The sequence below is a fragment of the Ideonella sp. sgz306126 genome (assembly GCF_056032705.1).
Genome location: NZ_JBVYWP010000003.1, coordinates 267,620 through 290,302 on the forward strand (window position 1 = coordinate 267,620; position 22,683 = coordinate 290,302).

The 22,683-nt window shown below is 71.7% G+C and carries 20 protein-coding genes; 16 read left to right on the top strand and 4 right to left on the bottom strand.

What is annotated here, in order from left to right; translation table 11 throughout:
• Nucleotides 1-22: 22 nt before the first annotated feature.
• The 3 genes from AC0N04_RS09685 to AC0N04_RS09695 all read left to right on the top strand — a co-directional run bounded on the left by AC0N04_RS09685 (nucleotide 23) and on the right by AC0N04_RS09695 (nucleotide 5,638).
• Nucleotides 23-1,585: a CYTH and CHAD domain-containing protein gene (locus AC0N04_RS09685; protein ID WP_474280982.1), complete on the top strand. Its 1,563-nt coding sequence runs from the start codon at nucleotides 23-25 to the stop codon at nucleotides 1,583-1,585.
• 149 nt (nucleotides 1,586-1,734) lie between these two features.
• Complete coding sequence (locus AC0N04_RS09690) at nucleotides 1,735-3,537, top strand: EAL domain-containing protein (RefSeq protein WP_474280984.1); 1,803 nt, start codon at nucleotides 1,735-1,737, stop codon at nucleotides 3,535-3,537.
• A gap of 193 nt (nucleotides 3,538-3,730) precedes the next feature.
• Nucleotides 3,731-5,638, top strand: a complete 1,908-nt coding sequence (locus AC0N04_RS09695) for a methyl-accepting chemotaxis protein (RefSeq protein ID WP_474280986.1) — start codon at nucleotides 3,731-3,733, stop codon at nucleotides 5,636-5,638.
• Nucleotides 5,639-5,659: 21 nt separating this feature from the next.
• Here AC0N04_RS09695 and metG read toward each other — a convergent pair whose 3' ends face one another.
• Nucleotides 5,660-7,705, bottom strand: a complete 2,046-nt coding sequence (gene metG, locus AC0N04_RS09700) for a methionine--tRNA ligase (RefSeq protein WP_474280988.1) — start codon at nucleotides 7,703-7,705, stop codon at nucleotides 5,660-5,662.
• 165 nt (nucleotides 7,706-7,870) lie between these two features.
• On the opposite strand from metG, the gene AC0N04_RS09705 reads away from it, so the two are divergent.
• Nucleotides 7,871-9,151 (top strand): esterase/lipase family protein, encoded by a 1,281-nt coding sequence (locus AC0N04_RS09705; protein ID WP_474280990.1) that lies wholly within the window; start codon nucleotides 7,871-7,873, stop codon nucleotides 9,149-9,151.
• A 21-nt stretch (nucleotides 9,152-9,172) separates the two neighbouring features.
• On the opposite strand, the gene AC0N04_RS09710 is transcribed toward AC0N04_RS09705, so the two are convergent.
• Nucleotides 9,173-9,724, bottom strand: a complete 552-nt coding sequence (locus AC0N04_RS09710) for an Mpo1 family 2-hydroxy fatty acid dioxygenase (protein WP_474280992.1) — start codon at nucleotides 9,722-9,724, stop codon at nucleotides 9,173-9,175.
• Nucleotides 9,725-9,843: 119 nt separating this feature from the next.
• Complete coding sequence (locus AC0N04_RS09715) at nucleotides 9,844-10,899, bottom strand: 2-dehydropantoate 2-reductase (protein ID WP_474280994.1); 1,056 nt, start codon at nucleotides 10,897-10,899, stop codon at nucleotides 9,844-9,846.
• A gap of 86 nt (nucleotides 10,900-10,985) precedes the next feature.
• Here AC0N04_RS09715 and AC0N04_RS09720 point away from each other — a divergent pair, with 86 nt between their 5' ends.
• The 3 genes from AC0N04_RS09720 to AC0N04_RS09730 all read left to right on the top strand — a co-directional run bounded on the left by AC0N04_RS09720 (nucleotide 10,986) and on the right by AC0N04_RS09730 (nucleotide 12,940).
• The gene (locus tag AC0N04_RS09720) at nucleotides 10,986-11,519 is read left to right on the top strand and encodes a deoxycytidylate deaminase (protein WP_474280996.1); all 534 of its coding nucleotides are present in this window, start codon (nucleotides 10,986-10,988) and stop codon (nucleotides 11,517-11,519) included.
• A gap of 94 nt (nucleotides 11,520-11,613) precedes the next feature.
• A complete protein-coding gene (gene ypfJ, locus AC0N04_RS09725) occupies nucleotides 11,614-12,507 on the top strand; it encodes a KPN_02809 family neutral zinc metallopeptidase (RefSeq protein ID WP_474280998.1) in 894 nt (297 codons plus the stop codon).
• Nucleotides 12,508-12,523: 16 nt separating this feature from the next.
• The gene (locus AC0N04_RS09730) at nucleotides 12,524-12,940 is read left to right on the top strand and encodes a DUF1801 domain-containing protein (protein ID WP_474281000.1); all 417 of its coding nucleotides are present in this window, start codon (nucleotides 12,524-12,526) and stop codon (nucleotides 12,938-12,940) included.
• A 30-nt stretch (nucleotides 12,941-12,970) separates the two neighbouring features.
• On the opposite strand, the gene fliE is transcribed toward AC0N04_RS09730, so the two are convergent.
• On the bottom strand, nucleotides 12,971-13,312 hold the full coding sequence (gene fliE / locus AC0N04_RS09735) for a flagellar hook-basal body complex protein FliE (protein ID WP_474281002.1): 342 nt from the start codon (nucleotides 13,310-13,312) through the stop codon (nucleotides 12,971-12,973).
• Between the two features lie 189 nt (nucleotides 13,313-13,501).
• On the opposite strand from fliE, the gene fliF reads away from it, so the two are divergent.
• The 9 genes from fliF (at nucleotide 13,502) to fliN (ending at nucleotide 22,670) form a co-directional block, all read left to right on the top strand.
• The gene (gene fliF / locus AC0N04_RS09740) at nucleotides 13,502-15,184 is read left to right on the top strand and encodes a flagellar basal-body MS-ring/collar protein FliF (RefSeq protein ID WP_474281004.1); all 1,683 of its coding nucleotides are present in this window, start codon (nucleotides 13,502-13,504) and stop codon (nucleotides 15,182-15,184) included.
• An 84-nt stretch (nucleotides 15,185-15,268) separates the two neighbouring features.
• Nucleotides 15,269-16,267, top strand: coding sequence for a flagellar motor switch protein FliG (gene fliG / locus AC0N04_RS09745; RefSeq protein ID WP_474281007.1), 999 nt, complete (start codon nucleotides 15,269-15,271; stop codon nucleotides 16,265-16,267).
• Entirely contained in the window at nucleotides 16,254-17,087 is an 834-nt protein-coding gene (locus AC0N04_RS09750) for a FliH/SctL family protein (protein WP_474281009.1), read from the top strand. The genes fliG and AC0N04_RS09750 overlap by 14 nt, the downstream gene beginning before the upstream one ends.
• Nucleotides 17,084-18,484 carry a flagellar protein export ATPase FliI gene (gene fliI / locus AC0N04_RS09755; RefSeq protein ID WP_474281011.1) on the top strand — a complete coding sequence of 467 codons (1,401 nt, stop codon included), beginning with the start codon at nucleotides 17,084-17,086 and terminating at the stop codon, nucleotides 18,482-18,484. The genes AC0N04_RS09750 and fliI overlap by 4 nt, the downstream gene beginning before the upstream one ends.
• A gap of 26 nt (nucleotides 18,485-18,510) precedes the next feature.
• The gene (fliJ, locus tag AC0N04_RS09760) at nucleotides 18,511-18,969 is read left to right on the top strand and encodes a flagellar export protein FliJ (RefSeq protein WP_474281013.1); all 459 of its coding nucleotides are present in this window, start codon (nucleotides 18,511-18,513) and stop codon (nucleotides 18,967-18,969) included.
• Nucleotides 18,970-18,988: 19 nt separating this feature from the next.
• Nucleotides 18,989-20,242: a flagellar hook-length control protein FliK gene (locus AC0N04_RS09765; RefSeq protein ID WP_474281015.1), complete on the top strand. Its 1,254-nt coding sequence runs from the start codon at nucleotides 18,989-18,991 to the stop codon at nucleotides 20,240-20,242.
• 260 nt (nucleotides 20,243-20,502) lie between these two features.
• Nucleotides 20,503-21,126 carry a flagellar basal body-associated FliL family protein gene (locus AC0N04_RS09770; RefSeq protein WP_474281017.1) on the top strand — a complete coding sequence of 208 codons (624 nt, stop codon included), beginning with the start codon at nucleotides 20,503-20,505 and terminating at the stop codon, nucleotides 21,124-21,126.
• A 112-nt stretch (nucleotides 21,127-21,238) separates the two neighbouring features.
• The gene (gene fliM / locus AC0N04_RS09775) at nucleotides 21,239-22,243 is read left to right on the top strand and encodes a flagellar motor switch protein FliM (protein ID WP_474281018.1); all 1,005 of its coding nucleotides are present in this window, start codon (nucleotides 21,239-21,241) and stop codon (nucleotides 22,241-22,243) included.
• Nucleotides 22,233-22,670, top strand: coding sequence for a flagellar motor switch protein FliN (gene fliN, locus AC0N04_RS09780; protein WP_474281020.1), 438 nt, complete (start codon nucleotides 22,233-22,235; stop codon nucleotides 22,668-22,670). Before fliM ends, fliN begins: the two co-directional genes overlap by 11 nt.
• The last annotated feature ends 13 nt before the right edge of the window (nucleotides 22,671-22,683 follow it).

Genomic DNA, 22,683 nt, shown 5'->3' on the forward strand with positions numbered 1-22,683 from the left:
ACACGGTCGTCGGCGCCGCGCCATGGAGGGGCAGTTGCAGGAAATCGAGCTCAAGTTCCAGGTGCCGCAGGCGGCCCGGGCCGCGGTGCTGAAGGCCGTGCAGACCGCCACCGCGCGCCAGACCCGCCTGCAGGCCCGCTACCTCGACACCGCCGAGCGCCACCTGGCCCTCGCCCGTGCGGCCTTGCGCCTGCGCCGCGAGGGCCGGCGCTGGGTGCAGACCCTCAAGGCGGAAGGCGACAACCCGATGCAGCGCCTGGAGCACGAGGTGGTGCTGCCGGTCGGCCAGGGCGCCCCGGTGCTTGACCTGCGCCGCCACCTTGATACGCCGGCCGCCGCGGCGCTGGCGCGGGCCCTCGGCCTGGATCCGAAGGTCTGTGCCGAGCGCATCCGGGACGGCGACGACCTGGGCCTGGCGGTGCGCTTCGAGACCGACATCCTGCGCACCCATCGCGAACTGCGCGTGGCCGGCGGGCGGGTCGAACTCGCCTTCGATCAGGGCCGCATCCGTGCCGCCGGCCGGACGCTGGCCGTGTGCGAGTTGGAGATGGAGCTCTGCGCCGGCACGCCCGCCGCGCTGGTGGCGCTGGCCCGGCGCTGGGTGCAGCGGCATGGGCTGTGGCTGGACGTGCGCAGCAAGGCCGAGCGGGGCGACCTGCTCGCCCGCGGCGCCTGGGCGTCGCCGCCGGCGCACGCCCGGCCGGTCCTGCTGAGCGCGTCGATGCCGCCGGGCGAGGCCGTGCGCGCGATGCTGCGCAACGGCCTGGTGCAGGTGCTGGCCAACGCTAGCGTGCTGGCCGACGACGCCGTCACGCGGCGACTGCCCCCGGGGGATCGCGAGGAACATCTTCACCAGTGGCGGGTCGGCCTGCGGCGCTTGCGCAGTGCGCTGCAGGTCTTCGGTCCGGCCTTGCCGGCCGAGTCCGAGGGCACGCCGGGCGGGTTCGCGCCTTCGCCGCAATGGGAGCCGGCGCTGTCGCGCTGCTTCGACGCGCTGGGCGCTTCGCGCGATCTCGACGCGATCTCCGCCAGCGTGCTGCCGGCCCTGCGCGAGGCCGGCGCGCCCTGGACCGCGTTGCCCCCGCCCACCCAGGCCGATGCCGCCTCGGCAGGCCGACTCGCGCGCGACCCGGAGTTCACGCTGCTGATGCTGGCGCTGCTCGGCGGCGCCCTGGCCCAGGCCGCGCCGCCTGCGCCCAAGGGGGCGTTGCGCGCCTGGCTGCAGTCCTGCCTGGCGGCGTCGGCGCACGCCGTGCACAAAGGGGGCCAGCGCTTCGAGACCCTGGACGACGCGGCCCGCCATCGCCTGCGCCGCCGCGTCAAACGCCTGCGCTACGGGCTGGAGTTCGGCCAGGCGGTGCTGCCGGCCCGGGCCACCGCGGCCCAGCTGGCGGCGCTCAAGCCGGTCGGCGAGGCCTTGGGGCGCTACCAGGACCTGTGCGTGGCGCGCCAGATGTTCGACGCCTGCCGCGATGCCGAGCCGCGTGCCTACTGGGCCCTGGGCTGGCTGGCCGCGCGGCGCGAGGCCGAGGTGGCCCAATGCGCCCGGGTCTTGCGCCAGGCCGCGCCGCTTTTCAAGCGCTGAGCGGGCATCGACCGACGGCAGGGCGCCACGACCTGCCGGCGTGATCCCACGCCTGTCACATTTGCCTGTCACATTGGCGTGACAAGCTCGGAAGGGCTCAATTGCGGCCGGGTCCAGCCGATATCCCGAGCTGAATTCGTAGGAACCCGATGGTCGACCTTCTTGCACCTTTCCGTCAGCCCCCCGCCAGCGTGACAGGCCTGATCGCGGCCGGCACGCTGCAGCCGAATTTCCAGCCCATCGTCCAGTTGCAGGATGGTGCGGTTCACGCCTACGAGGCCTTGATCCGCACGCCCCCGGATTGCCCGTGGCGCCACCCGGATGCCTTGTTCGCGGCCGCACGTGCGCAAGGCGAGCTCATCAACCTCGAGATCGAATGCGTCAGGCGCTCGCTGCTGGTCTGGTCGAGCGCCGGCGTGCCGGGGCGTCTGTTCCTCAACCTGAGCGCCGAGGCCCTGGTGACGGCGCTGGCGCAGCGCGATCTGGAACTGCTGATGAACCTGTCGCGCGGCTCGTCGCTGGCGCCCGACGGTGTGGTGATCGAGTTGACCGAGCACGAGCACGTGGCGGATTTCGAGGCCCTCGCCGCGGCGGTCGGCCGCCTGCGCCGCCACGGCGTCCAGCTGGCGCTAGACGATTTCGGCGACGGCCGCTCCAGCCTGCGGCTGTGGTCCGAGCTGAAGCCCGAGATCGTCAAGATCGACAAATATTTCATCCACGACCTGCCGCAGCATCCCGAAAAGCTGCAGACCCTGCGGGCGTTGCTCAAGATATCGGAGACGCTGGGGTCGACCTTGGTGGCCGAAGGCATCGAGACCCCGGCCGAGCTGCATCTGGTGCGCGACCTGGGCATCTCGCTGGGCCAGGGCTGGGCGCTGGGGCGGCCGCAGCCGCAGCCCGCCACCGAGGTGCTGGCGCCAGCGCTCGAAGTCATCCGCAGCCGCGATGTCGCGGTCTTTCCGGAGCGCCGCCGCGCGACCCAGCAGCGCGCCAACGCGTGGACCTTCCTGAACGAGGCGCCGGCGGTCAGTCCGTCGGCGACGAACCAGGAACTCTTCGACCGCTTTGACGCCGACGAATCGCTGCTGGCGCTGGCCATCGTTGACGAGGGGCGGCCGGTCGGACTGATCGGCCGCCAGCGTTTCGTCGATCGCTACGCCAAGCCCTTCGTGCGCGAGCTCTACGGCCGCCAATCCTGCACCTTGTTCGCCAACCTCTCGCCGCGCCTGGTCGACATCAATGCGGGCATCGACGACCTGACGGCCGTGTTGACCTCCGACGACCAGCGCTACCTGTCCGACGGCTTCGTGATCACCCAGGGCGGGCTCTACCGGGGCATCGGGCGCGGCGAGGACCTGGTGCGCGCGGTGACCGAGGCGCGCATCGAGGCCGCGCGCCACGCCAACCCCTTGACCCTGCTGCCAGGCAACATTCCGCTGACCCAGCACATCCAGCGCCTGCTCGGGTCCGGGCGCGATTTCGTCGCCTGCTACTGCGACCTGAATCATTTCAAGCCCTTCAACGACTTGTACGGCTATTGGCGCGGCGACGAGATGATCCACCTGGCGGCGCGGGCCATCCTCGGCCAAGCCGACGCGCGGCGCGACTTCGTCGGCCACGTCGGCGGCGACGACTTCGTGATCCTGTTCCAGAGCGACGACTGGGACCGCCGTTGCCAGGCGGTGGTCGACACCTTCAACGCGGACGCGCTGACGCTGTACGACGAGCCGGCGCGCGAGGCCGGCGGCGTGATGGCCGAGGACCGTTACGGCGTGCAGCGCTTCCATCCGCTGACGACGATGAGCATCGGCATCGTCCGCGTGGCCGGGCGAGACGAGTCGGTGCGTCCGGAAGACGTGGCCAATGCCGCCGCGCGGGCCAAGCGGCGGGCCAAGCAAGGCGGCTCCGGCTTGTTCGTGCTCGACTTGAAGACCGCGTCCGCCGGCGTATGAGGCGCGCTGCGGGCCCGTTCCGCAAGACGCCGGTCCGGGCGGGTCGAAGATGACCGCCATGTGACAGGCAAACACCGCGACAGCGCCTCGATGACAGCGCTTTTCATCTGCGCCGCGGGCCGATGAATTCCGATACTCACCAGCCATTGGCACTAGCGTCGCAGTGGCGGCGCGACACGGCATGGAGAACCCTGTGAACACACCTTTTCGATGGCTGTCCGAGGCCAGCCTGCGTTCGCGACTGTCCGCGGTCGCCGTGCTCTGCATGCTGCTGGCGCTGGTGCCCAGCACGCAGCTCTACTTGCGCGACAGCGGCGATCTCGCCTTCGTCCGTTCCGAGCGCAGTGCGCTGCCGGCCGACCGGGCCTGGCAGCAGGCGCTGACGCAGATCCAGCAGCATCGCGAGCTCGCGGCGCTGGCGCTGGCGACGCAGCCCGAGGCCGAGGCGCGCCGCGGCGAGGCCGCCCGGCAGGTCGACCAGCGCCTGGACGCGGTGGCCCAGGCCCTGAAGGCGGCCGGCGCCGACCCGCAGCGCGTGGCCGAACTGGGGCCGATCCGGCAGGCTTTCGACACCATGGCGCGTGCGGTCGGGGCGCACCAGCTCGACGTCCAGCACATGCTGCTGGCCCATCGCGAGGTGATGGACCGTGCGATGGAGGCGATGGCCCAGCTCAACGCCGACAAATCGCTGCTGCTGGACCCCGAGGCCGATGCCTACTTCGCGATCATCGCCGGTCTGCAGGACGGCCCGCGCGTCGCCGATGCGCTGTCCGAACTGAGCGCCGTGGCCAATGCAGCCGCGGTCGACGACGTGGGCACGGTGGCCGCGGCCCAGGCCCGCTACCAGGAAAACGCCGGGCTGCTGCAGCACGACCTGGACCGGGCCCGCCTGGCCAATCCGGCCCATGCGGCGCCACTGGCCCAGGCGCTGGCGCAGCTGGCGCCGCAGCGCCGCATGGTCACCCAGACCATCGATGCCGCCAAGCTGGACGTCAACTACCCGCTGCCGCGCATGGCGGCTGCGTTCACCCAGGCCTCGCACCTGCAGGCCGGGCTGTCGGACACGGTGCTGGGCAACATCGACGAGGTGCTGGCGCGGCGCGACGCCACGCTGACCCGCCAGCGCACCTGGCTGCTGGTGCTGATGCCGCTGCTGCTCGGCGCGGTGGGGCTGACACTGTGGCGCATCATGCGCGGCATCCTCGATCCGGTGATGGTCACCGTTCGCACCACCGAGCGCATCGCCGGCGGCGACCTGTCGGTGCCGGTGGCGCCAGGGCGCGACGACGAGCTGGGCCGCGTGCTGCGCGCGGTCGGGCTGATGCAGGACCGCCTGCGCGAGCTGCTGGCCGACATCCAGCGCGCCGCCGGCACGATGAGCCAGGCCTCGCGCGACATCGCGGCGGGCAACGACGACCTGCAGCGCCAGACCCAGGACACCGCGGCCCACCTGCAGGACGCCGCCGGCCATGTCGAATCGCTGGGCGACACCGTGCGCCACAGCGCCGCCGCGGCCCGCCAGGCCAACGGCCTGGCGGTCGAGGCCGCGAACTCGGCGGCGCGCGGCGGCGACGTGGTCGATCAGGTGGTCGGCACCATCACCGAGATCCACGACGCCTCGGGCCGCATCGCCAGCATCATCGGCGTGATCGACGGCATCGCGTTCCAGACCAACATCCTGGCGCTGAACGCCGCGGTGGAAGCGGCCCGAGCGGGCGAGCAGGGCCGCGGCTTTGCGGTGGTGGCTGCCGAGGTGCGCTCGCTGGCCCAGCGCAGCGCGGCGGCCGCGCGCGAAATCAAGACGCTGATCACCGGGTCGGTGGAACGCGTCGAGCATGGCACCCGCCTGGCACGCGAGGCCGGCCAGTCGATGCGCCAGATCGTCGACAGCGTCGGCCGGGTCTCGGGGATGATTGGCGGCATCGCCGGCGACGCCGAGGCGCAGGCGGCCTCGATGGCGCAGGTGGTGGGCACCGTCGGCAAGATCGACCAGATGACCCGCGGCAACGCGGTGCGGGTGCAGCAGTCCGCGGCGGCATCGCAGGCGGTGCGCGAACAGGCCGAGCAGATGAGCCGCCTGGTCGGCAGCTTCAGGCTGTAGGCGCGGTGCGCGCCGGCCGGGTCAGCGCACCCGCATGCCCGGCTGCGCGCCGGGGAAGGGCTCCAGCACGAAGATGCCCGGATGGGCCTTCTCGTCGGCGTGACTGGCGGCCAGCACCATGCCTTCGCTGAGGCCGAACTTCATCTTGCGCGGGGCCAGGTTGGCCACCATCACCGTCAGCTTGCCTTCCAGGTCCTCGGGGCGGTAGGCGCTCTTGATGCCGCTGAAGACATTGCGCAGCCGTCCCTCGCCCACGTCCAGCGTCAGGCGCAGCAGCTTGTCGGAGCCTTCGACGTGCTCGGCCTTGACGATCTTGGCGATGCGCAGATCGACCTTGGCGAAATCGTCGATCTTGATCTCGGGAGCCAGGTCTTCGCCGCCCGGCAGCGGCCGGGGTGCGGCGGGCGCCTCGAACAAGGCCTCCAGCAGCTTGGCGTCGACCCGCTGCATCAGGTGCTTGTACTCGCCGATGGCGTGGCCGCCGAGCGCGCGCGAGACATCGGCAAAGGCCAGCGGCTCGACCTTCAGGAAGGCCTCGACCTGGGCCACCAGGGCCGGCAGCACCGGCTTGAGGTAGATGCTGAGCAGGCGGAAGGCCTCGATGCAGGTGCTGCACACATCATGCAGGCGCGCGTCCGCGCCCTCCTGCTTGGCCAGCTCCCAGGGCTTGTTGGCATCGACGAATTCGTTGACCTTGTCGGCCAGCGCCATCACCTCGCGCAGCGCCTTGCCGAACTCTCGCTCCTCGTAGAGTTCTTCCACGGTGCTGCGGTGCGCACGCAAGGTGTCGAGCAGGCTGCGGCCTTCCACGCCCAGGTCCGCGCTGAGCATGCCGCCGAAGCGCTTGCTGAGGAAGCCGGCGGCCCGGCTCGCGATGTTGATGTACTTGCCGACCAGGTCCGAGTTGACGCGGGCGATGAAATCGTCGGGGTTGAAGTCGATGTCCTCGACCCGTGCATTGAGCTTGGCGGCGATGTAGTAGCGCAGCCACTCCGGGTGCAGCCCCAGTTCCAGGTACTTCAGCGGCGAGATGCCGGTGCCGCGGCTCTTGCTCATCTTCTCGCCGCCATTGACGGTGATGAAGCCGTGCACGTTGACCTTGTCCGGCGTCTTGCGGCCGCTGAAATGCAGCATCGCCGGCCAGAACAGCGTGTGGAAGTAGGTGATGTCCTTGCCGATGAAATGCACCTGCTCCACCGCCGGGTCGGCAAAAAAGGCGTCGTAGTCCCGGCCGATCTTGCCGAAGTAGTTCTTCAGCGACGCGAGGTAGCCGATCGGCGCGTCCAGCCAGACGTAGAAATACTTGCCCGGCGCATCCGGAATCTGGATGCCGAAGTAGGGCGCGTCGCGCGAGATGTCCCAGTCCCCCAGGCCGCCATTGCCTTCGGCGTCCTTGGTGAACCATTCCTTGATCTTGTTCAGCACCTCGGGCTGCAGCCGGCCGGGCGTGTTCGTCCAGCCTTCGAGGAAGTCGACGCAGCGCGGGTCGGAGAGCTTGAAGAAGTAATGGTCCGAACTCTTCATCACCGGCGTCGCGCCCGACAGCGCCGAGTACGGATGCTTCAGCTCGGTCGGGGCGTAGACCGCGCCGCAGCTCTCGCACGAATCGCCGTACTGATCCTTGGCGCCGCACTTGGGGCATTCGCCCTTGATGAAGCGGTCGGGCAGGAACATGCCCTTCTCGGGATCGAAGAACTGCTCGATCGTCTTCACGCTGATCAGCTCGTTCTTGCGCAGCGCAAGATAGATGTCCTGCGCCAGCTGGTGGTTCTCGGGACCGTCGGTGGAGTGCCAGTTGTCGAAACCGATGTGGAAGCCGTCCAGGTACTGCTTGCGCCCGGCCGCGACTTCGCCGACGAAGGCCTGAGGCGTCTTGCCGGCCTTCTCGGCGGCGATCATGATCGGCGCGCCGTGGGCGTCGTCGGCGCAGACGAAATGCACTTCGGCGCCCTTCATCCGCTGCGCCCGCACCCAGATGTCGGCCTGGATGTACTCCATCATGTGCCCGATGTGGAAGGGCGCATTGGCATAGGGCAGGGCAGTGGTGACGAAGAGTTTGCGGGTCATGGGGCGAGGCCTGGCGCCGCCACGGGCCGGCGGCCCGCGTGCGGGGAAGCCGGCATTTTAGGCGTTGGGGTGCGGCGGCAACGCAAGCGCCCGGCCCCGGGACGCGCGCTCCGGCATGCGGTGGGCCGTGGCAGACTGCACGATCGCATTCAAGGTCGATCATCCATGGTCCGCGCCCCCGCCACGTCCAAGCGCTCGCCGCTGCATCATCTGCGCGCGTCGGACCTGCGCGGCGCGGCGGGCCTTGCGACCGAGGCCGTGGTGGCGGTGTCGCGGGTGGCCGAAGGCGTGCACCGCTCGGTTCACGGCGTGCTGGGACTCAGCGCCGGCGCGCCGCCGGGGCGGACCGGCGGCCTGACCGGCTGGGTCTACCAGAGCGTGCGCGGCATGGCGCAGTGGGTGGGCGGGGGCGCCGAGCGGCTGCTGGGCGCGCTGCAGCCGGCGCTGGAAGCGGCCGAGGCGGCGGCGCCCGAATCGCCCGAACGCGAAGCGGTGCTGGCGGCGCTGAACGGCGTGATGGGCGACCGGCTCGCCGCCAGCGGCAGCCCGTTCGCCACCCCGATGACGCTGCGCTGCGATGGTGCGGTGTGCGTGGCTCCCGAGGGCGTGCGGACGATGCCGCCCGCCGCGCAAGCCCGCGGCCACCTGCTGCTGCTGTTGCATGGCCTGTGCATGAACGACCTGCAATGGCACCCGTTGCGCGGCGGCGCAGCGGTCGATCACGGCCAGGTGCTGGCCGAGGCTCTCGCCGCCACGCGGGTCCACGGGCGCTACAACAGCGGCCTGCACACCTCGCAGAACGGCCACGAGCTGGCCAGGCAGCTGGACCGCCTGGTGGCGGCCTGGCCGGTGCCGGTGGATTCGATCACCGTGCTGGCCCACAGCATGGGCGGGCTGGTGATGCGCAGCGCCTGTCACGCCGCTGCCGAGGCGGGGTTGCCCTGGCTCGGTCGGCTTCGGCACATCGTCTTTCTCGGCACGCCGCACCATGGCGCGCCGCTGGAACGCGCCGGCCACGGGCTGGACCTGCTGCTGGCGGCGACGCCGTGGACGGCGCCCTTTGCACGCCTGGGCCGGCTGCGCAGTGCCGGCATCACCGACCTGCGCTACGGCCACGCCCTGGACGCCGACTGGCAAGGTCACGACCGCTTCCGGCGCAGCCCGGACCGGCGCCAGCCCCTGCCGCTGCCGCCCGGCGTGGCCTGTTTCGCGGTGGCCGCCTGCCTGGCGCCCCGGCGCGGCCCGTTGGCCGAGCGTCTGGTGGGGGACGGTCTGGTGCCGCTGCGCAGCGCGTTGGGCGAACACGACGACCCGCGCCTGCGGCTGGATTTTCCGAAGCCGCGGCAGTGGATCGCCTACCGCATGGGCCACCTGGACCTGCTCAGGCGGCCCGAGGTGACGCAGCAACTGCTGCACTGGCTCGCGCCCGGATCGGCTCCGGCCTGACGCGGGCCGCTGCGGCCGGTCTCAGGTGGCGGGCAGCGTCAGGTCGCGCAGCCGGGGCGGGCCGGCCCGCTGCTCGATCTCGCGGCGCAGGGACTGGCCCCAGCCGAGCGCGAACAAGGCTTCGGCGGTGACGAACTGCGGCCCGACCAGCAGGCCCACCAGATCGTCGACGAAGGCGGGCTTGCGGCCCTCGTAGTAGTGGCCGATGAACTGGATGATCCAGCCGGCGACGAAGCTGCCGACGCCCCAGGCCAGCCAGTGCGCCGTGGCGCCATGCGCCAACGGCGCGCCCAGCGCCAGCAGGACGAAGTTCAAGGCGCTGACCGCCAGGCCCAGCACGAACTGGCCCCGCGTCAGGTACCACAGCGTGGCGGCCAGCCACAACAGCCACGCCGGCGTCAGCGCCAGCCCGGCGGCCAGCGGGTTGCCCAGCGCCGGGCGGGCCAGCAGCACGCCGATGGCGAAGACGATCAGCGGAATGCCGACGAAGTGCGTGACGATGTTGCGCGGATCCCGGTGATAGCGGGCGTACTGGGTCAGCAGGTCGGTGGCGGGGCGAAAGGGCGACGGCATGGGGATCTCCGTGGCGCGTTGAACAGTGGCGTCGATGCTAGCCCCGTTGGCCTTGCCTGCACAGCCGCGAGGGTGGGGGAGCGGTGCTTTTTGGCGGGCGGCGCGAGGGCGGGGTGCGCTCAGAGCCCCAGCGCCTTCTTCAGCGCGGCCGAGCTGGCGCGGACGCCGGGCGGCGGCCAGTGCCCGACCAGCGCAGCGATGCGCTCGTTCAGCGGCGCACTGCCGCCATGGGCCCGGGCCAGCCGCAGCACCGCGCCGCAGATCGCGTCGACCTCGGTCGGCCGGCCCAGCGCCAGGTCGTCGGCCATGCTGGAGCGGGCCTTCTCGTCGATGCGCAGCAGGCGCCGCGCCAGCACGCGGAACAGCGGGTTGGGCAGGCGCAGCAGCATGGGCAGGCGGTGCGGCGGCACGGTCGCCATCTGGGTCGGCGCGATGCCGGCCGCGGCCATCGCCGCCAGGGCCTCGGTCTGCAGCGCGGCGAAGATCTGGCGGTAGCCCCGGTCCAGCAGTTCGGCGCGCAGCGGCAGGCCCGACAGCGCGTTGACCGGGTTGTTCAGGTTCAGCAGCAGCTTGCCCCACTGCACCGGGGCCAGGTCGGCATGCAGCCGCAGCGGCAGGCGGGCGCGCTCGAACAGCGGCAGCAGGCGGCGCAGCACGGGGGCCTCCTGCGCCGCCAGCCGGCCCTGCGTGCCGCGGTGCAGGTGGCCGGGCGCCAGCTCGGCGATGTTGTACGGCACCATGCCGGCCAGCCAGACCAGGTCCGGCGCGACCTGCTCGCCGACCTGGGCATTGCCGATGCCGTTCTGCATCGACAGCACCGGCGTCCCCGGCGGCAGCGCCGCTGCCAGTTCGCGGGCCGCCTCGGCGGTGGCGCCGCATTTCACCGTGAGCAGCACCAGGTCGGGGCGCAGCCCGGCCGGCACCTGCGCGTGCAGCCGGAGCTCGGCGGGCGGGATGCGGGTGTCGCGGCCATCGAGGTCGCTGACGGTCAGGCCGTGCGCCTGCAGCGCCTGCAGCATGCGCGGACGGACCACGCAATGCACCTGTGCGCCGGCGGCCTGCAGCGCGCCGGCCAGGTAGCCGCCGACGCTGCCGGTGCCCATCACCAGCAGCGTCGGGGGGGCGGGCAGGGGGGCGAGGCCCGGGGAGGACGGCAGGGCGGAGGGGGTGGACATGGGCCGCAAGCATAGCGGCTGCCGGCATCGGCTATGCTGGCCGCCGACGGGACTTTGCGCGCCTGCAGCGCGCCGCGACACAGGGTATGAGCAACACGGCATTGATCGGCTGGCATGCGATGTTCATGGGCGTGGCCCTGCTGGCTTCGGCGCGCTCCAAGGACGGCCTGACCCGCAACGGTGCCTGCATCGCGAGCGCCGACCACCGCATCCTGGGCGTCGGCTACAACGGCCTGCCGCGCGGCTGCTCGGACGCCGACCCGGTGTACTGGTCCGACCAGGACGACGATCCGTACCTGTCGCGCCACAGCTATGTCGTGCACGCCGAGATGAACGCGATCCTGAACTGCGTGACCCTGCCGCTGACCGGCAGCCGGATCTACGCCACCCAGTTTCCGTGTCCGCGCTGCACCCAGTCCATCATCCAGGTGGGCATCAAGGAGGTCGTGTGGCTGCGCCGGAAGCCGCACCAGGCCCGCTACAACGAAGCCTCGGCCAAGATGCTGGCCGATGCCGGCGTGGGCATCGTCAGCCTGAACGAAGCCGACGCCAGCGCCGATGCCTGGGTGCTGGCGCTCGACGCGCACCTCGCCGGCACGCCGCCGCAGGCCGGCCGCTGAGCCGCACGGCCGGCCGGGGCGCAACTGGCGACAATGGCGCTCGCGGACCTGCCGGACCTGAGGCGGGCCGCGTTCCAACCACAGGGAGGCAAGCATGCGCTGGGAAGGCAATCGGGAGAGCGACAACGTCGAAGACCGCCGCGACGATGGCGGCAGTGACCTCGGAGGGGGCGGCGGATTCCGCATCGGCGGCGGCCACATCGGCGTGGGCAGCGTGGTCATCGCGCTGCTGGCCGGCTGGATCTTCGGCGTCAATCCGCTGACGGTGCTGGGGTTGCTCAGCGGCGGTGGGGGCGCCCCGGTGGCGACCCAGTCGGCCCCGGCCGCGCACCGACCGATCGCCAACGACACCACGACCCAGTTCGTGCGCACCGTGCTGGCCAGCACCGAAGACGTGTGGGGCGAGATCTTCAGCGCGTCCCAACGGCGCTACACCGCGCCGACGCTGGTGATCTTCCGCAACGCCACGCCCACCGCCTGCGGCACCGGCCAGACCGCGACCGGCCCGTTCTACTGCCCGGAGGACCAGAAGGTCTACATCGACCTGGCCTTCTACGACACGCTGCGGCGCCAGCTCAACTCGCCCGGCGAATTCGCCGAGGCCTACGTGGTGGCGCACGAGGTCGGTCACCACGTGCAGAACCTGCTGGGCATCACCGGCAAGGTCGACGCGATACGCGCGCGCCAGTCCGAGGTGCAGGCCAACGCCACCTCGGTGCGGCTGGAGCTGCAGGCCGACTGCTTCGCCGGCGTCTGGGCCCAGCATTCGAACGCCCAGAAGCACTGGCTGGACGAGAGCGACATCGAGTCGGCGCTGAACGCGGCCTCGCACATCGGCGACGACAGCCTGCAGCAGGCCGCCGGCCGCCAGGTGGTGCCCGACAGCTTCACCCACGGCAGCAGCGCGCAGCGGGTGACCTGGTTCAAGCGCGGCCTGGCCAACGGCCGCGTCCAGGACTGCGACACCTTTGCCGCGGCCCGGCTCTGAGCGCACACTGCACGGCATGCGCTCCACCACCCGCCCCAAGGCCCTGGTCGCGTCCTGGTTCGACTTCCAGCCGGCCGCGGTGCGCAGCGTGGCCGAGGCCTTGCAACAGGCGGTGCGCGAGGCGGCGCCCGACCTGAGCGAGACCGTCAAATGGGGCAACCTGGTGTTCCAGCTGGACGGCCAGGTGCTGCTGGCGATCGCGCCGCACAAGGCGCACGTCAACCTGCAGCTCTTCAACGGCCATCTGTTGCCGGACGAGCTCGGTCCGCTGGACGGCGTGGGCCGCGGCCCGCGCAGCTTGCGCTGCAGGCTGCACCAGGCGATCGACCCGGTGCAGGTGCAGATGCTGGTCTCGGCCAGCGTGGCGCTGGCGCGCCAGCAGGCCGACCCGCGTCCGCCGCGTCCGGCCCCCGGCGATGAGCCGATGGCCTGACGCCGGTGCGCCGCGGGGCGGTCGGGCCGCTCAGACCTGCATGTTCATCACGTCGGTGTAAGCCTGCACCATGCGGTTGCGCACGGTCAGCACCGCCTGGAAGCCGATCTGCGACTTCTGCATCGCGACCATGGTCTGCTCCAGGCTGACGGTCGGGTTGTCCAGCTGCAGGTCGCGCTGCATGCCCTCGGCCTGCAGCTGCGCGCTGCTGACGTCCTTGAGCGCCTGGGTCATCGCGCTCTGAAAGCCGCCCTTCGCCACCGCCGTCGCCGGCGTGGCCGCGCCGACCCGCGACAGCGGGGTGCCGTCGGGGGACATGCCGGCCCGGGCCACCGCCTGGGCGAAGTCGAAGGGTTTGAGTTTCAGGTCCATGGGGCCCCTCCGGAAAAGGGGAGGTGGGATGCTCGCCATCGTACGCAGCCCCGGGCCGGCCGAAGAAGCGAACTGCCGGGCGTTTGCCGGGCTTCTTGCGCCATGGCGGGGTCCGGCTTGGACCAACAATCAGACCCAACCCCAACACCGGGCGTGCCCCCCACGGACCGCCTGCCTGTCTGAACACCCATGGACCAAGCCGTCGTCACCGCTCCCACCCTGGTGCCCGTCCCCAGCGGCACCGGCTTTGCGTCGCGCCTGGGCGCCTTGCCCGCCGGCACCAAGATGAAGCTCGGCGCCGGCCTGGCCGCGCTGCTGGCCACGCTGGTGGCCATCAGCCTGTGGGCCAGCCAGGGCGACTACAAGGTCTTGTACGCCAACCTGCCCGACAAGGAAGCCGGCGCGATCATCGCCCAGCTGGCGCAGATGAACGTGCCCTACCGCTACACCGACGGCGGCGCGGCCATCCTGGTGCCGGCCGACCGGGTCTACGACCTGAAGATGAAGCTGGCGGCGGCCGGCCTGCCCAAGTCCTCGGTCACCGGCAACGAGTTGCTGGACAACGCCCGCTTCGGCCAGACCGACCGCCAGGAGCGCATGAACATGCAGCGCGCGCTCGAAGGCGAGCTGGTGCGCACCATCACCCAGCTCGACGGCGTCTCGGACGCCCGGGTGCACCTGGCGCTGCCGAACCAGAACGGTTTCTTCCGCGAGCAGCAAAAGCCCAGCGCCAGCGTGATGCTGACCCTGGTCGGCGGCCGAACGCTCGACCGCGCCCAGACCGCGGCGATCGTGCACCTCGTGTCGTCCAGCGTGCCGGACCTCAATCCCAAGGCGGTCAGCGTGCTCGACCAGCATGGCGAACTGCTGTCGGGCGGCGGCGACGACGCCGCCGCGACGCTCAACGACGAGCAGTTGCAGTACCGCCAGCAGGTGGAGGCGGGCTACCTCAAGCGGGTCAACGACCTGCTGGTGCCGGTGCTCGGCCGCGACAACATGCGCGCCACCGTCACCGCCGACATCGATTTCACGCAGACCGAGGCCACGTCGGAGCTCTACAGCCCCAACCAGGGCGGCCAGCCGGCGGCGGTGCGCAGCCTGCAGACCTCGGAGTCCGCCGCCCCCGGCAGCGTCACCCCGACGGGCGTGCCCGGTGCGGCCAGCAACCAGCCGCCGCTGCCGGTGAGCGCGCCGGTCAATGGCGCCTCGGCACCGCTGCAGGGCGCGCCCACCGGCGCGATGGCCGGCACCGAGCGGCGCGAGAACGTCACCAACTACGAGGTCGACAAGACGGTGCGCGTCACCCGCAACCCGACCGGCGTCGTCAAGCGCCTGAACGTCGCGGTGGTGGCCAACCTGCGCACCACGGTCGATGCCAAGGGCAAGTCCACCACCACGCCGCTGCCGCAGGAGGAGCTGGACAAGCTGACCGCGCTGGTGCAGGAGGCGGTCGGTTTCAACAAGGACCGGGGCGATTCGGTCAAGGTGATCAACGCGCCGTTCCATGTCGATGCGCCGGCCAAGCCCGACGCCGTGCCCTTGCTGAAGCAGCCCTGGCTGCTGGACCTGCTGCGGGCCGGCGCGGTGCCGGGCGCGCTGGCGGTGGTGGCGCTGGGCCTGATCTTCGGCGTGGTCCGTCCGGCGCTCAAGCAGGCGATGGCGCCGGCCGGCGGCGACGAGGCCGGGCGCGCGCAGCAACTCGACGCGGTGGTCGACGACGTCACCGCCCTGCCGGGCGCCGAGGGCCTGCCCGCGCTGGAGGCGCCCAAGGAGAACTCCCGGCTCGAAGCCGCGCGCCGGCTGGCCCGCGAGAATCCGGCCGCCGTCGCCAACATCATGCGCGAGTGGGTCAACGGCGAAGCCGCCGCCTGAGCATCGCACCATGGTCCACCACGCTTCCATCTTGGTGCCTCGGCCTGAACGCCGGGCTGCCACGGCCCGGCCAGGGAGGGTCTCGTGAGCGACGACGACCGCATCGAGAACGCCGCGATCCTGCTGATGTCGCTGGGCGAGGAGGAAGCGGCGCAGGTGTTCAAGCACCTGGGGCCGAAGGAAGTCCAGAAGCTCGGCGAGACCATCGCCAAGATGAAGATCATCCCGCGCGAGCGGGTCGAGCAGGTGCTGGAGAAATTCACCGACGTGGCGGCCGAGCAGCACATGCTGGTGCCCGACACCGACGAGTACGTGAAGTCGGTGCTGCGCAAGGCCCTGGGCGACGACAAGGCCAACCTGCTGATCGACCGCATCCTGCAAGGCAGCGACATCAGCGGCATCGAGAGCCTGAAGTGGATGGACGCCGGCTCGGTGGCCGAATTGCTGCGCAACGAGCATCCGCAGATCGTCGCGGCGATCCTGGTCCATCTGGATTTCGACCAGTCCTCCTCGGTGCTGAAGAGCTTCGCCGAGCGCCAGCGCAACGAAGTGCTGATCCGGATCGCGACGCTGGACGGCATCCAGCCGGCCGCGCTGAAGGACTTGAACGAGGTGCTGTCCAAGGTGCTGGCCGGTGGCGACCGCCTGAAGAAGGCCTCGCTGGGGGGCGCCAAGGCCGCGGCCGAGATCATCAACCTGATGGGCTCGTCGGTCGAGACCTCGGCGCTGGATTACATCCGCGAGGCCGACGCCGACCTCGCGCAGAAGGTGATGGACAACATGTTCACCTTCGAGGACATGAACAAGCTCGACGACAAGGGCTTCCAGGCCGTGCTCAAGGAAGTGCAGAGCGAATCGCTGGTCATCGCGCTCAAGGGCGCCACGCCCGAGCTGCGCGAACGGGTGTTCAAGAACATGTCCAGCCGTGCCGCCGAGACCTTGCGCGAAGACCTCGAATCGCGCGGCCCGGTGCGGGTCTCGGAGGTCGAGGCCGAGCAGAAGGAAATGCTGAAGACCGTGCGCCGCCTGGTCGACGAAGGCCAGATCGTGCTGGCCTCGGGAGCTGCCGATGACTTCGTCTAAGCCCGGCCCGCGGCCGGTGCCGCCGCCGGTGGGCGCCGCCCCCCGGCCGGCCAACGCCTATTCGCGCTTCATCCCGCGCGAGGAGCTGGCCGATTTCGCCAGCTGGACGCCCGACGCCTTCGCCGCGGCGGCCCACCCCGACGCCACCATCAACCCGGCCTCCGCCGCGCGCGCCGCGGCCGCCGACCGGCGCCAGGGCGACCGGCGCCAGTCGCCGCCGCCGGCGCCGCCGACCCCCACCGAGGCCGAGTGGCTGGCCCGCATCCAGGCCGCGCGCCAGCAGGGCTGGCAGGACGGCCACCGCGACGGCCTGGAGGCGCTGGAGGCCGCCAAGCGCCAGTTCGCCCAGCAGATCACCGCCCAGGTGGGCGCCGTCGTGGCCGCCTTCGACCAGGGTGTGCAAGCCCTCGAGGAGCGCATGGCCCAGGCCGTGATCGACACCGCCGTGACGCTGGCCCGTCAGGTGGTGCGCAGCGAACTCACCCAGCGCCCGGACTGCGTCGCGCTGGTGGCGCAGGAAGCCGTGGGCGCGGTGCTGCTGTCGGCGCGCCACCTGCGCCTGCGCATGAACCCGCAGGACCTGGCGCTGATCGAGGCCGGCGCCGGCGAAGCCTTGCGTGCCCGCGAGGTGGTGCTGCAGGCCGACGCCGCGATCAGCCGCGGCGGTTGCGTGGTCGAATCCGACCTCGGCCAGGTGGACGCCCGCATCGAGCGCCGCTGGGCCCAGGCGGCCGCGGTGTTCGGCGCCGGCCCGGCCTGGGACGAGCCGGCGAGCCCGCCGGCCGCCGGCGACGCCGAGGAAGAGGCAGGCCTCGCATGAGCGACCGCGACCAGCGCTGGGACGGCTTCCTGGCCGATCTGCGCAACTACGCCAGCCTGCCGCAGCCGCTGGAGATGGAAGGCTCGCTGGTGCGGGTGACCGGCCTGGTGCTGGAAGCCGCCGGGGTGCGCGCGCCGGTCGGCGCGGTCTGCTCGGTGGGCATGCCGGGCGATGCGCCGGTGACCGCCGAGGTGGTCGGCTTCAACGGCGACCGCGCCTACCTGATGCCCACCGGCGAGGTGCACGGCCTGGCCAGCGGCGCCCGGGTGGTGCCGTTGCCGGTGCCGCAGATTCCGCCGCGCCTGGGGGTCGAGAACCATCCCTGGCGCCGCACCGAGGACCGCGGCCTGCACCTGCCGATCGGCGACGGGCTGCTGGGCCGCGTCGTCGACGCCCATGGCCAGCCGATGGACCGCGGCGGCCCGCTGGGCGAGGTGCAGAGCGAGCCGATGGTGCGCCGGCCGATCAACGCGATGGACCGCGACCCGATCCGCCAGCCGCTGGACACCGGCGTGCGGGCGATCAACGCGATGCTCACGGTCGGCCGTGGCCAGCGCCTGGGCCTGTTCGCCGGCACCGGCGTCGGCAAATCGGTGCTGCTGGGCATGATGGCGCGCTACACCGCCGCCGACGTGATCGTGGTCGGGCTGATCGGCGAACGCGGCCGCGAAGTCAAGGAATTCATCGAGGACATCCTGGGCGAGGACGGCCGCCAGCGCGCGGTCGTGGTCGCCGCGCCGGCCGACGCGCCGCCGCTGGTGCGCATGCAGGGCGCCAGCTACGCCACCGCGATCGCCGAGCACTTCCGCGACCGCGGCCAGCACGTGCTGCTGCTGATGGACTCGCTGACCCGCTACGCGATGGCGCAGCGCGAGATCGCGCTGGCGATCGGCGAGCCGCCCGCCACCAAGGGCTATCCGCCGAGCTGCTTCGCCAAGCTGCCGCAGCTGGTCGAGCGCTCGGGCAACGGCCTGCACGGCCAGGGCTCGATCACCGCGTTCTACACCGTGCTGACCGAAGGCGACGATCCGCAGGATCCGATTGCCGATGCGGCGCGCGGCATCCTCGACGGCCACATCGTGCTCTCGCGCGAGCTGGCCGAGGCCGGCCACTTCCCGGCGATCGACGTCGAGCGCTCGATCTCGCGCGTGATGACCTCGGTGGCCCCGCGCGAGCACCTCGACGGCGCCCGCCGCGCCCGCCAATGGCTGGCCCGCTACAACAAGGCGCGCGACCTGATCCAGCTCGGCGCCTACACGGCGGGCTCCGACCCCGAGCTCGACGCGGCCGTGCGCGTGCAGCCGCAGATCAACGCGCTGCTGCAGCAGGACATGCACGAATGTGCGCCGCTCGACGCCAGCCGCCGGCAGTTGCTGGCGCTGAACCCTGCCGGATGAACTGAACCTTGCCACCGGAACCACCCATGGATCGCCTGCCACTCCTCGCCACCTTGCTCGATCGGGAAGAACGCCGCCGCGACGCTGCGCTGATCGAGTGGCGCGACGCCACCCGCCTGGCCGAGCAGGCGCGCCAGCAGGCCGACGCGCTGCAGACCTACCGCGACGACTACCGCCAGCGCTGGTCGGCGCAGTTCAAGCAGAGCGCGACGATGGAGATCCTGCGCTGCTACCAGGGCTTCATCGAGCGGCTGGACCAGGCCATCGCCGCCCAGCAGGCCCAGGTGGTGCTGAGCGGGCAGCGCGCCGAGCAAAGCCAGGCGCGGCTGCATCAGCGCGAGACCCGTGTCGCGATGGTGCGCAAGCTGATCGAGCGCCGCCGGCTGGCGCAGCGCCAGCAGAGCGACCGGCGCGACCAGAAGGCCTGCGACGAAGCCGCGCAGCGCCAGGGCTGGGCAGCGCGCCAGGCCCTGGCGACCCATTGAACCCGCAGGACGCCCAACCATGACCGCCACTTCGCCCCTGACCCCGCTCGCGCCCGGCGGCGCCCACGCGCCGGCCCGTGGCGGCGCCCGCCATGCCGTGGCCGCCAGCGCCGCCGATGCCGGCGACCCGTCCGGCGCCACGCCGTTCTCGCGGTGGCTGCGCGACCAGAACCAGGCCCCGTCCCCGCCCGCCACCGCGGCACCCGCCGCACCGACGAGCCATACGGCGGCCAAGACCGGCCATGCCGGCGCGGGCGCCGACGACGCGGCCGGCTCCGGGCCCACCGCCCGACACACCGACACCAAGGCGGCCGACGCCAGGACAAACGGCGACGGCGCCGCCGTGGCCCCGCCGCCGGCGGCCGCGCCGCTGGCCCTGCCGACGCCGGTCGTCGCCGTGCCGGCGGCAGGCGCTCCGGCGACGGCCCAGACCGCCGACGCCGCGACCTCCTCCGACCCGCTGGCCGCGTTGCGCGACGCCCTGGGCCGGGCGCCGGGCGCGGCGATCCGCGACGACGCGGGGGCCGATCCGGCGGCGGCTGGCGCTGGCGCCAGCGCCAGCGCGGCGGCCGGTGCGGCGGGCAGCCGCGCGCTCGCCACCGGCCACGGCGCCGCCGCGTTCGCGGCGGCCCACGACGCGGCCATGGCGGCGCTGGACCCCGCTGCCGCCGACCGCGGAACCCGGCACGCCACCTCGTCGACCGAAGGCGACGGCACGCTGCCCAGCCTGGGCACCGTTGGCGAGGCCCTGCTCGCGTCGACCCCGCCGGCGCCACCGCCGGTCAGCGACGCCCCCGCCGCGGCCCCGCCGCCCCAGGCCCAGGCCAGCCTCTCGGCCGCCCCGGGCACGGCCGCCTTCGTGCCGGCGCTGGGCCTGCAGCTCAGCACCTGGCTGCGCGACGGCGTGCAGCATGCGTCGCTGGAACTGCATCCTCAGGACCTGGGTCCGATCGAGGTGCGCATTGCCGTCCATGGCGGCCACACCCGGATCGACCTGGCCGCCGACGTGGCCGCCACCCGCCAGGCGCTGAGCGACGGCCTGCCGCAGCTGTCGGCCGCGCTGGGCGACGTCGGCCTGAGCTTGTCCGGCGGCGGTGTCTCCGATCAAGGCGCGCAGCGGCAGAACGCCCAGGCCGGAGCGCCCGGCAGCGGCAGTGCCGGATCCGGCCGGAGCGGCGTGACCGGCCCGGCGACCGGCGTGGCCGCGGCGGACGCCCGCGCGACGCCCGCCCGCGTCAGCCGCCACCGCAGCCTGCTCGACCTGTACGCCTGAGCCGCGCCGGCCGCCGGCCCCAGGCTTGCGGGCGGTGGGCAGGTGCGCCGTGCCCTTCCAAGGCCCTCTGCGGATTGCCGCCTTGTTCGGGGTCGGATCAGGTCCGCCGGGTTCTGGGGGACCGGGACGGCGGGATTTCCCCCGCTTTTCATGGCATCGATGCCGAGGGCTGCTCCCAATAATGGCTTGAACCCGGATCTCGGCGCCGCGACCCCCTTTTCCAGGGGCGCTGCGGGGCCGCCGCCACCGAAGGAGCCGACATGTCTGCAGCCGCCGCCCCCGTCAAAGCGGGCGAAGCCGCGCCCAAGAAGGGCAAGAAGAAGCTGATCATCCTCCTCGCCGCCGTGCTGCTGCTGCTCATGGTGGCGGGCGGGGGCGCGGTGTTCTACCTGAAGAAGAAGGCCGCCGACGAGGCCGCCGCCGAGGACGACGGCGGCGATGGCACGGCCCAGGTCGACCGCCACGCCAAGAAGGACAAGAAGAAGGACGAAAAGAAGACCCCGCCGGCCTTCGTGCCGCTGGACCCGTTCGTCGTCAACCTGGCCGACCATGACGTCGATCGCTTCGCGCAGATCGGCATCACGCTGCAGGTCGACGACGAGAAGGCCACCGAGGAAATCAAGACCTACCTGCCGGCGATCCGCAACAACATCCTGCTGCTGCTGTCGCGCAAGACCTCGCAGGACCTGGCGGGCGCCGACGGCAAGGCCTTGCTGGCACGCGAGGTGCTGCGCGCCGCCGTGCTGCCGATGGGCGTCGAGCTGCCCGATCCGGACGCCGCGGCCTCGCAGCCCGCGGGTGACGGCAAGCACAAGAAGCATGGCGACAGCCTGGACGACTCGCCGGTCAAGGCGGTCCAGTTCTCCAGCTTCATCATCCAGTGACCATGGCCCGTCTCCTGGCCCCAGGCGTTCCGCGGCCTGCCGATCGGCGGTCGCCGTGCGGCGCCGCCACCGGTTGCGGGCGTCCCGGCCTGCGCATCGCGAGGGTGACACGATGAACCAGCAGATCCTGTCGCAAGACGAAGTCGACGCGCTGCTGCAAGGCATCACCGGCGAGAGCCAGAAGCTGGAGCAGGAAGAGACGCCGACCGGCGGCATCCACAACTACGACCTGGCCAGCCAGGAGCGCATCGTCCGCGGCCGCATGCCGACGATGGAGATCATCTGCGAACGCTTCGCTCGCAACATCCGCGTCGGCCTGTTCAACCTGATCCGCAAAAGCCCCGAGGTGTCGATCGGCGGCATCAAGGTGCAGAAGTACAGCGCCTTCCTGCGCGAGATCGTGGTGCCGACCAATTTCAACATCGTGCAGGTGCGGCCGCTGCGCGGCTCGGGCCTGATCGTCTGCGATCCGGCGATCGTGTTCTCGGTCATCGACGCGCTGTTCGGCGGCGCCGGCAAGTTCCACACCCGCATCGAGGGCCGCGACTTCTCGGCCACCGAGCAGCGGGTGATCGAGCGCCTGGTCGATTGCATCACCGCCGAGTACAAGCGCGCCTGGGCCGGGATCTACCCGCTGGAGCTCGATTTCCAGCGCTCGGAGATGCAGCCCCAGTTCGCCAACATCGCCACGCCGAGCGAGATCGTGGTGGCCACCAGCTTCACGCTGGAGATCGGCGAGACCTCGGGCCAGGTGCACTTCTGCATTCCGTACTCGACGCTGGAGCCGATCCGCGACGTACTGTATTCGTCGATCCAGGGCGACTCGGTCGAGCCCGATCACCGCTGGGTCAACCTGCTCAAGCAGCAGATCCAGTCCGCCGAGGTAGACATGGTGGTCGAGCTGGGCACGGCACCGGCCACCGTGGAGCAGCTGCTGGCCCTCAAACCGGGCGATTTCGTCGAGCTCGACCTGTCACCGCTGGTGCAGGCCAAGGTCGACGGCGTGCCGGTGTTCGACTGCCACTATGGCACCGCCGACGGCAAGTACGCCGTCAAGATCGATCGTCTGTTGACCGGCTCGCAAGCGGGCTGGCTGGGAGAAAGCAATGTCGGCTGAAGACGCCAAGGGCCAGGATTCGATGGCCGATGAATGGGCGGCGGCGCTGGCGGAAGCCGGCGGTGCCAACGATGTGGCCAGCGAGCTCGCCTCGCCCGCCGAACAGGTGGCGCCGGCGGCGTTCACCAATTTCACGCCGACCGGCACCGCGCCGGGCGCGGGCAACGACATCAACATGATCCTGGACATCCCGGTCCAGCTCACCGTCGAGCTGGGCCGCACCCGGATCCCGATCAAGAACATCCTGCAGCTTGCGCAGGGCTCGGTGGTCGAGCTCGACGCGCTGGCCGGCGAACCGATGGACGTGCTGGTCAACGGCTTCCTGATCGCCCAGGGCGAGGTGGTGGTGGTGAACGACAAGTTCGGCATCCGCCTGACCGACATCGTCACCCCCAGCGAGCGCATGCGCCGCCTGAGCCGGGTCTGAGCGCCGCGGCGCC

Coding starts and splice junctions, on each gene's coding strand:
- AC0N04_RS09720 (WP_474280996.1), top strand. CDS start 10,986: ATGAGCAACACGGCATTGATCGGCTGGCATGCGATGTTCATGGGCGTG.
- AC0N04_RS09690 (WP_474280984.1), top strand. CDS start 1,735: ATGGTCGACCTTCTTGCACCTTTCCGTCAGCCCCCCGCCAGCGTGACA.
- fliE (WP_474281002.1), bottom strand. CDS start 13,312: ATGGACCTGAAACTCAAACCCTTCGACTTCGCCCAGGCGGTGGCCCGG.
- AC0N04_RS09750 (WP_474281009.1), top strand. CDS start 16,254: ATGACTTCGTCTAAGCCCGGCCCGCGGCCGGTGCCGCCGCCGGTGGGC.
- fliI (WP_474281011.1), top strand. CDS start 17,084: ATGAGCGACCGCGACCAGCGCTGGGACGGCTTCCTGGCCGATCTGCGC.
- fliM (WP_474281018.1), top strand. CDS start 21,239: ATGAACCAGCAGATCCTGTCGCAAGACGAAGTCGACGCGCTGCTGCAA.
- AC0N04_RS09715 (WP_474280994.1), bottom strand. CDS start 10,899: ATGTCCACCCCCTCCGCCCTGCCGTCCTCCCCGGGCCTCGCCCCCCTG.
- fliJ (WP_474281013.1), top strand. CDS start 18,511: ATGGATCGCCTGCCACTCCTCGCCACCTTGCTCGATCGGGAAGAACGC.
- ypfJ (WP_474280998.1), top strand. CDS start 11,614: ATGCGCTGGGAAGGCAATCGGGAGAGCGACAACGTCGAAGACCGCCGC.
- fliN (WP_474281020.1), top strand. CDS start 22,233: ATGTCGGCTGAAGACGCCAAGGGCCAGGATTCGATGGCCGATGAATGG.
- fliF (WP_474281004.1), top strand. CDS start 13,502: ATGGACCAAGCCGTCGTCACCGCTCCCACCCTGGTGCCCGTCCCCAGC.
- AC0N04_RS09710 (WP_474280992.1), bottom strand. CDS start 9,724: ATGCCGTCGCCCTTTCGCCCCGCCACCGACCTGCTGACCCAGTACGCC.
- AC0N04_RS09730 (WP_474281000.1), top strand. CDS start 12,524: ATGCGCTCCACCACCCGCCCCAAGGCCCTGGTCGCGTCCTGGTTCGAC.
- AC0N04_RS09765 (WP_474281015.1), top strand. CDS start 18,989: ATGACCGCCACTTCGCCCCTGACCCCGCTCGCGCCCGGCGGCGCCCAC.
- AC0N04_RS09705 (WP_474280990.1), top strand. CDS start 7,871: ATGGTCCGCGCCCCCGCCACGTCCAAGCGCTCGCCGCTGCATCATCTG.
- metG (WP_474280988.1), bottom strand. CDS start 7,705: ATGACCCGCAAACTCTTCGTCACCACTGCCCTGCCCTATGCCAATGCG.
- AC0N04_RS09685 (WP_474280982.1), top strand. CDS start 23: ATGGAGGGGCAGTTGCAGGAAATCGAGCTCAAGTTCCAGGTGCCGCAG.
- AC0N04_RS09770 (WP_474281017.1), top strand. CDS start 20,503: ATGTCTGCAGCCGCCGCCCCCGTCAAAGCGGGCGAAGCCGCGCCCAAG.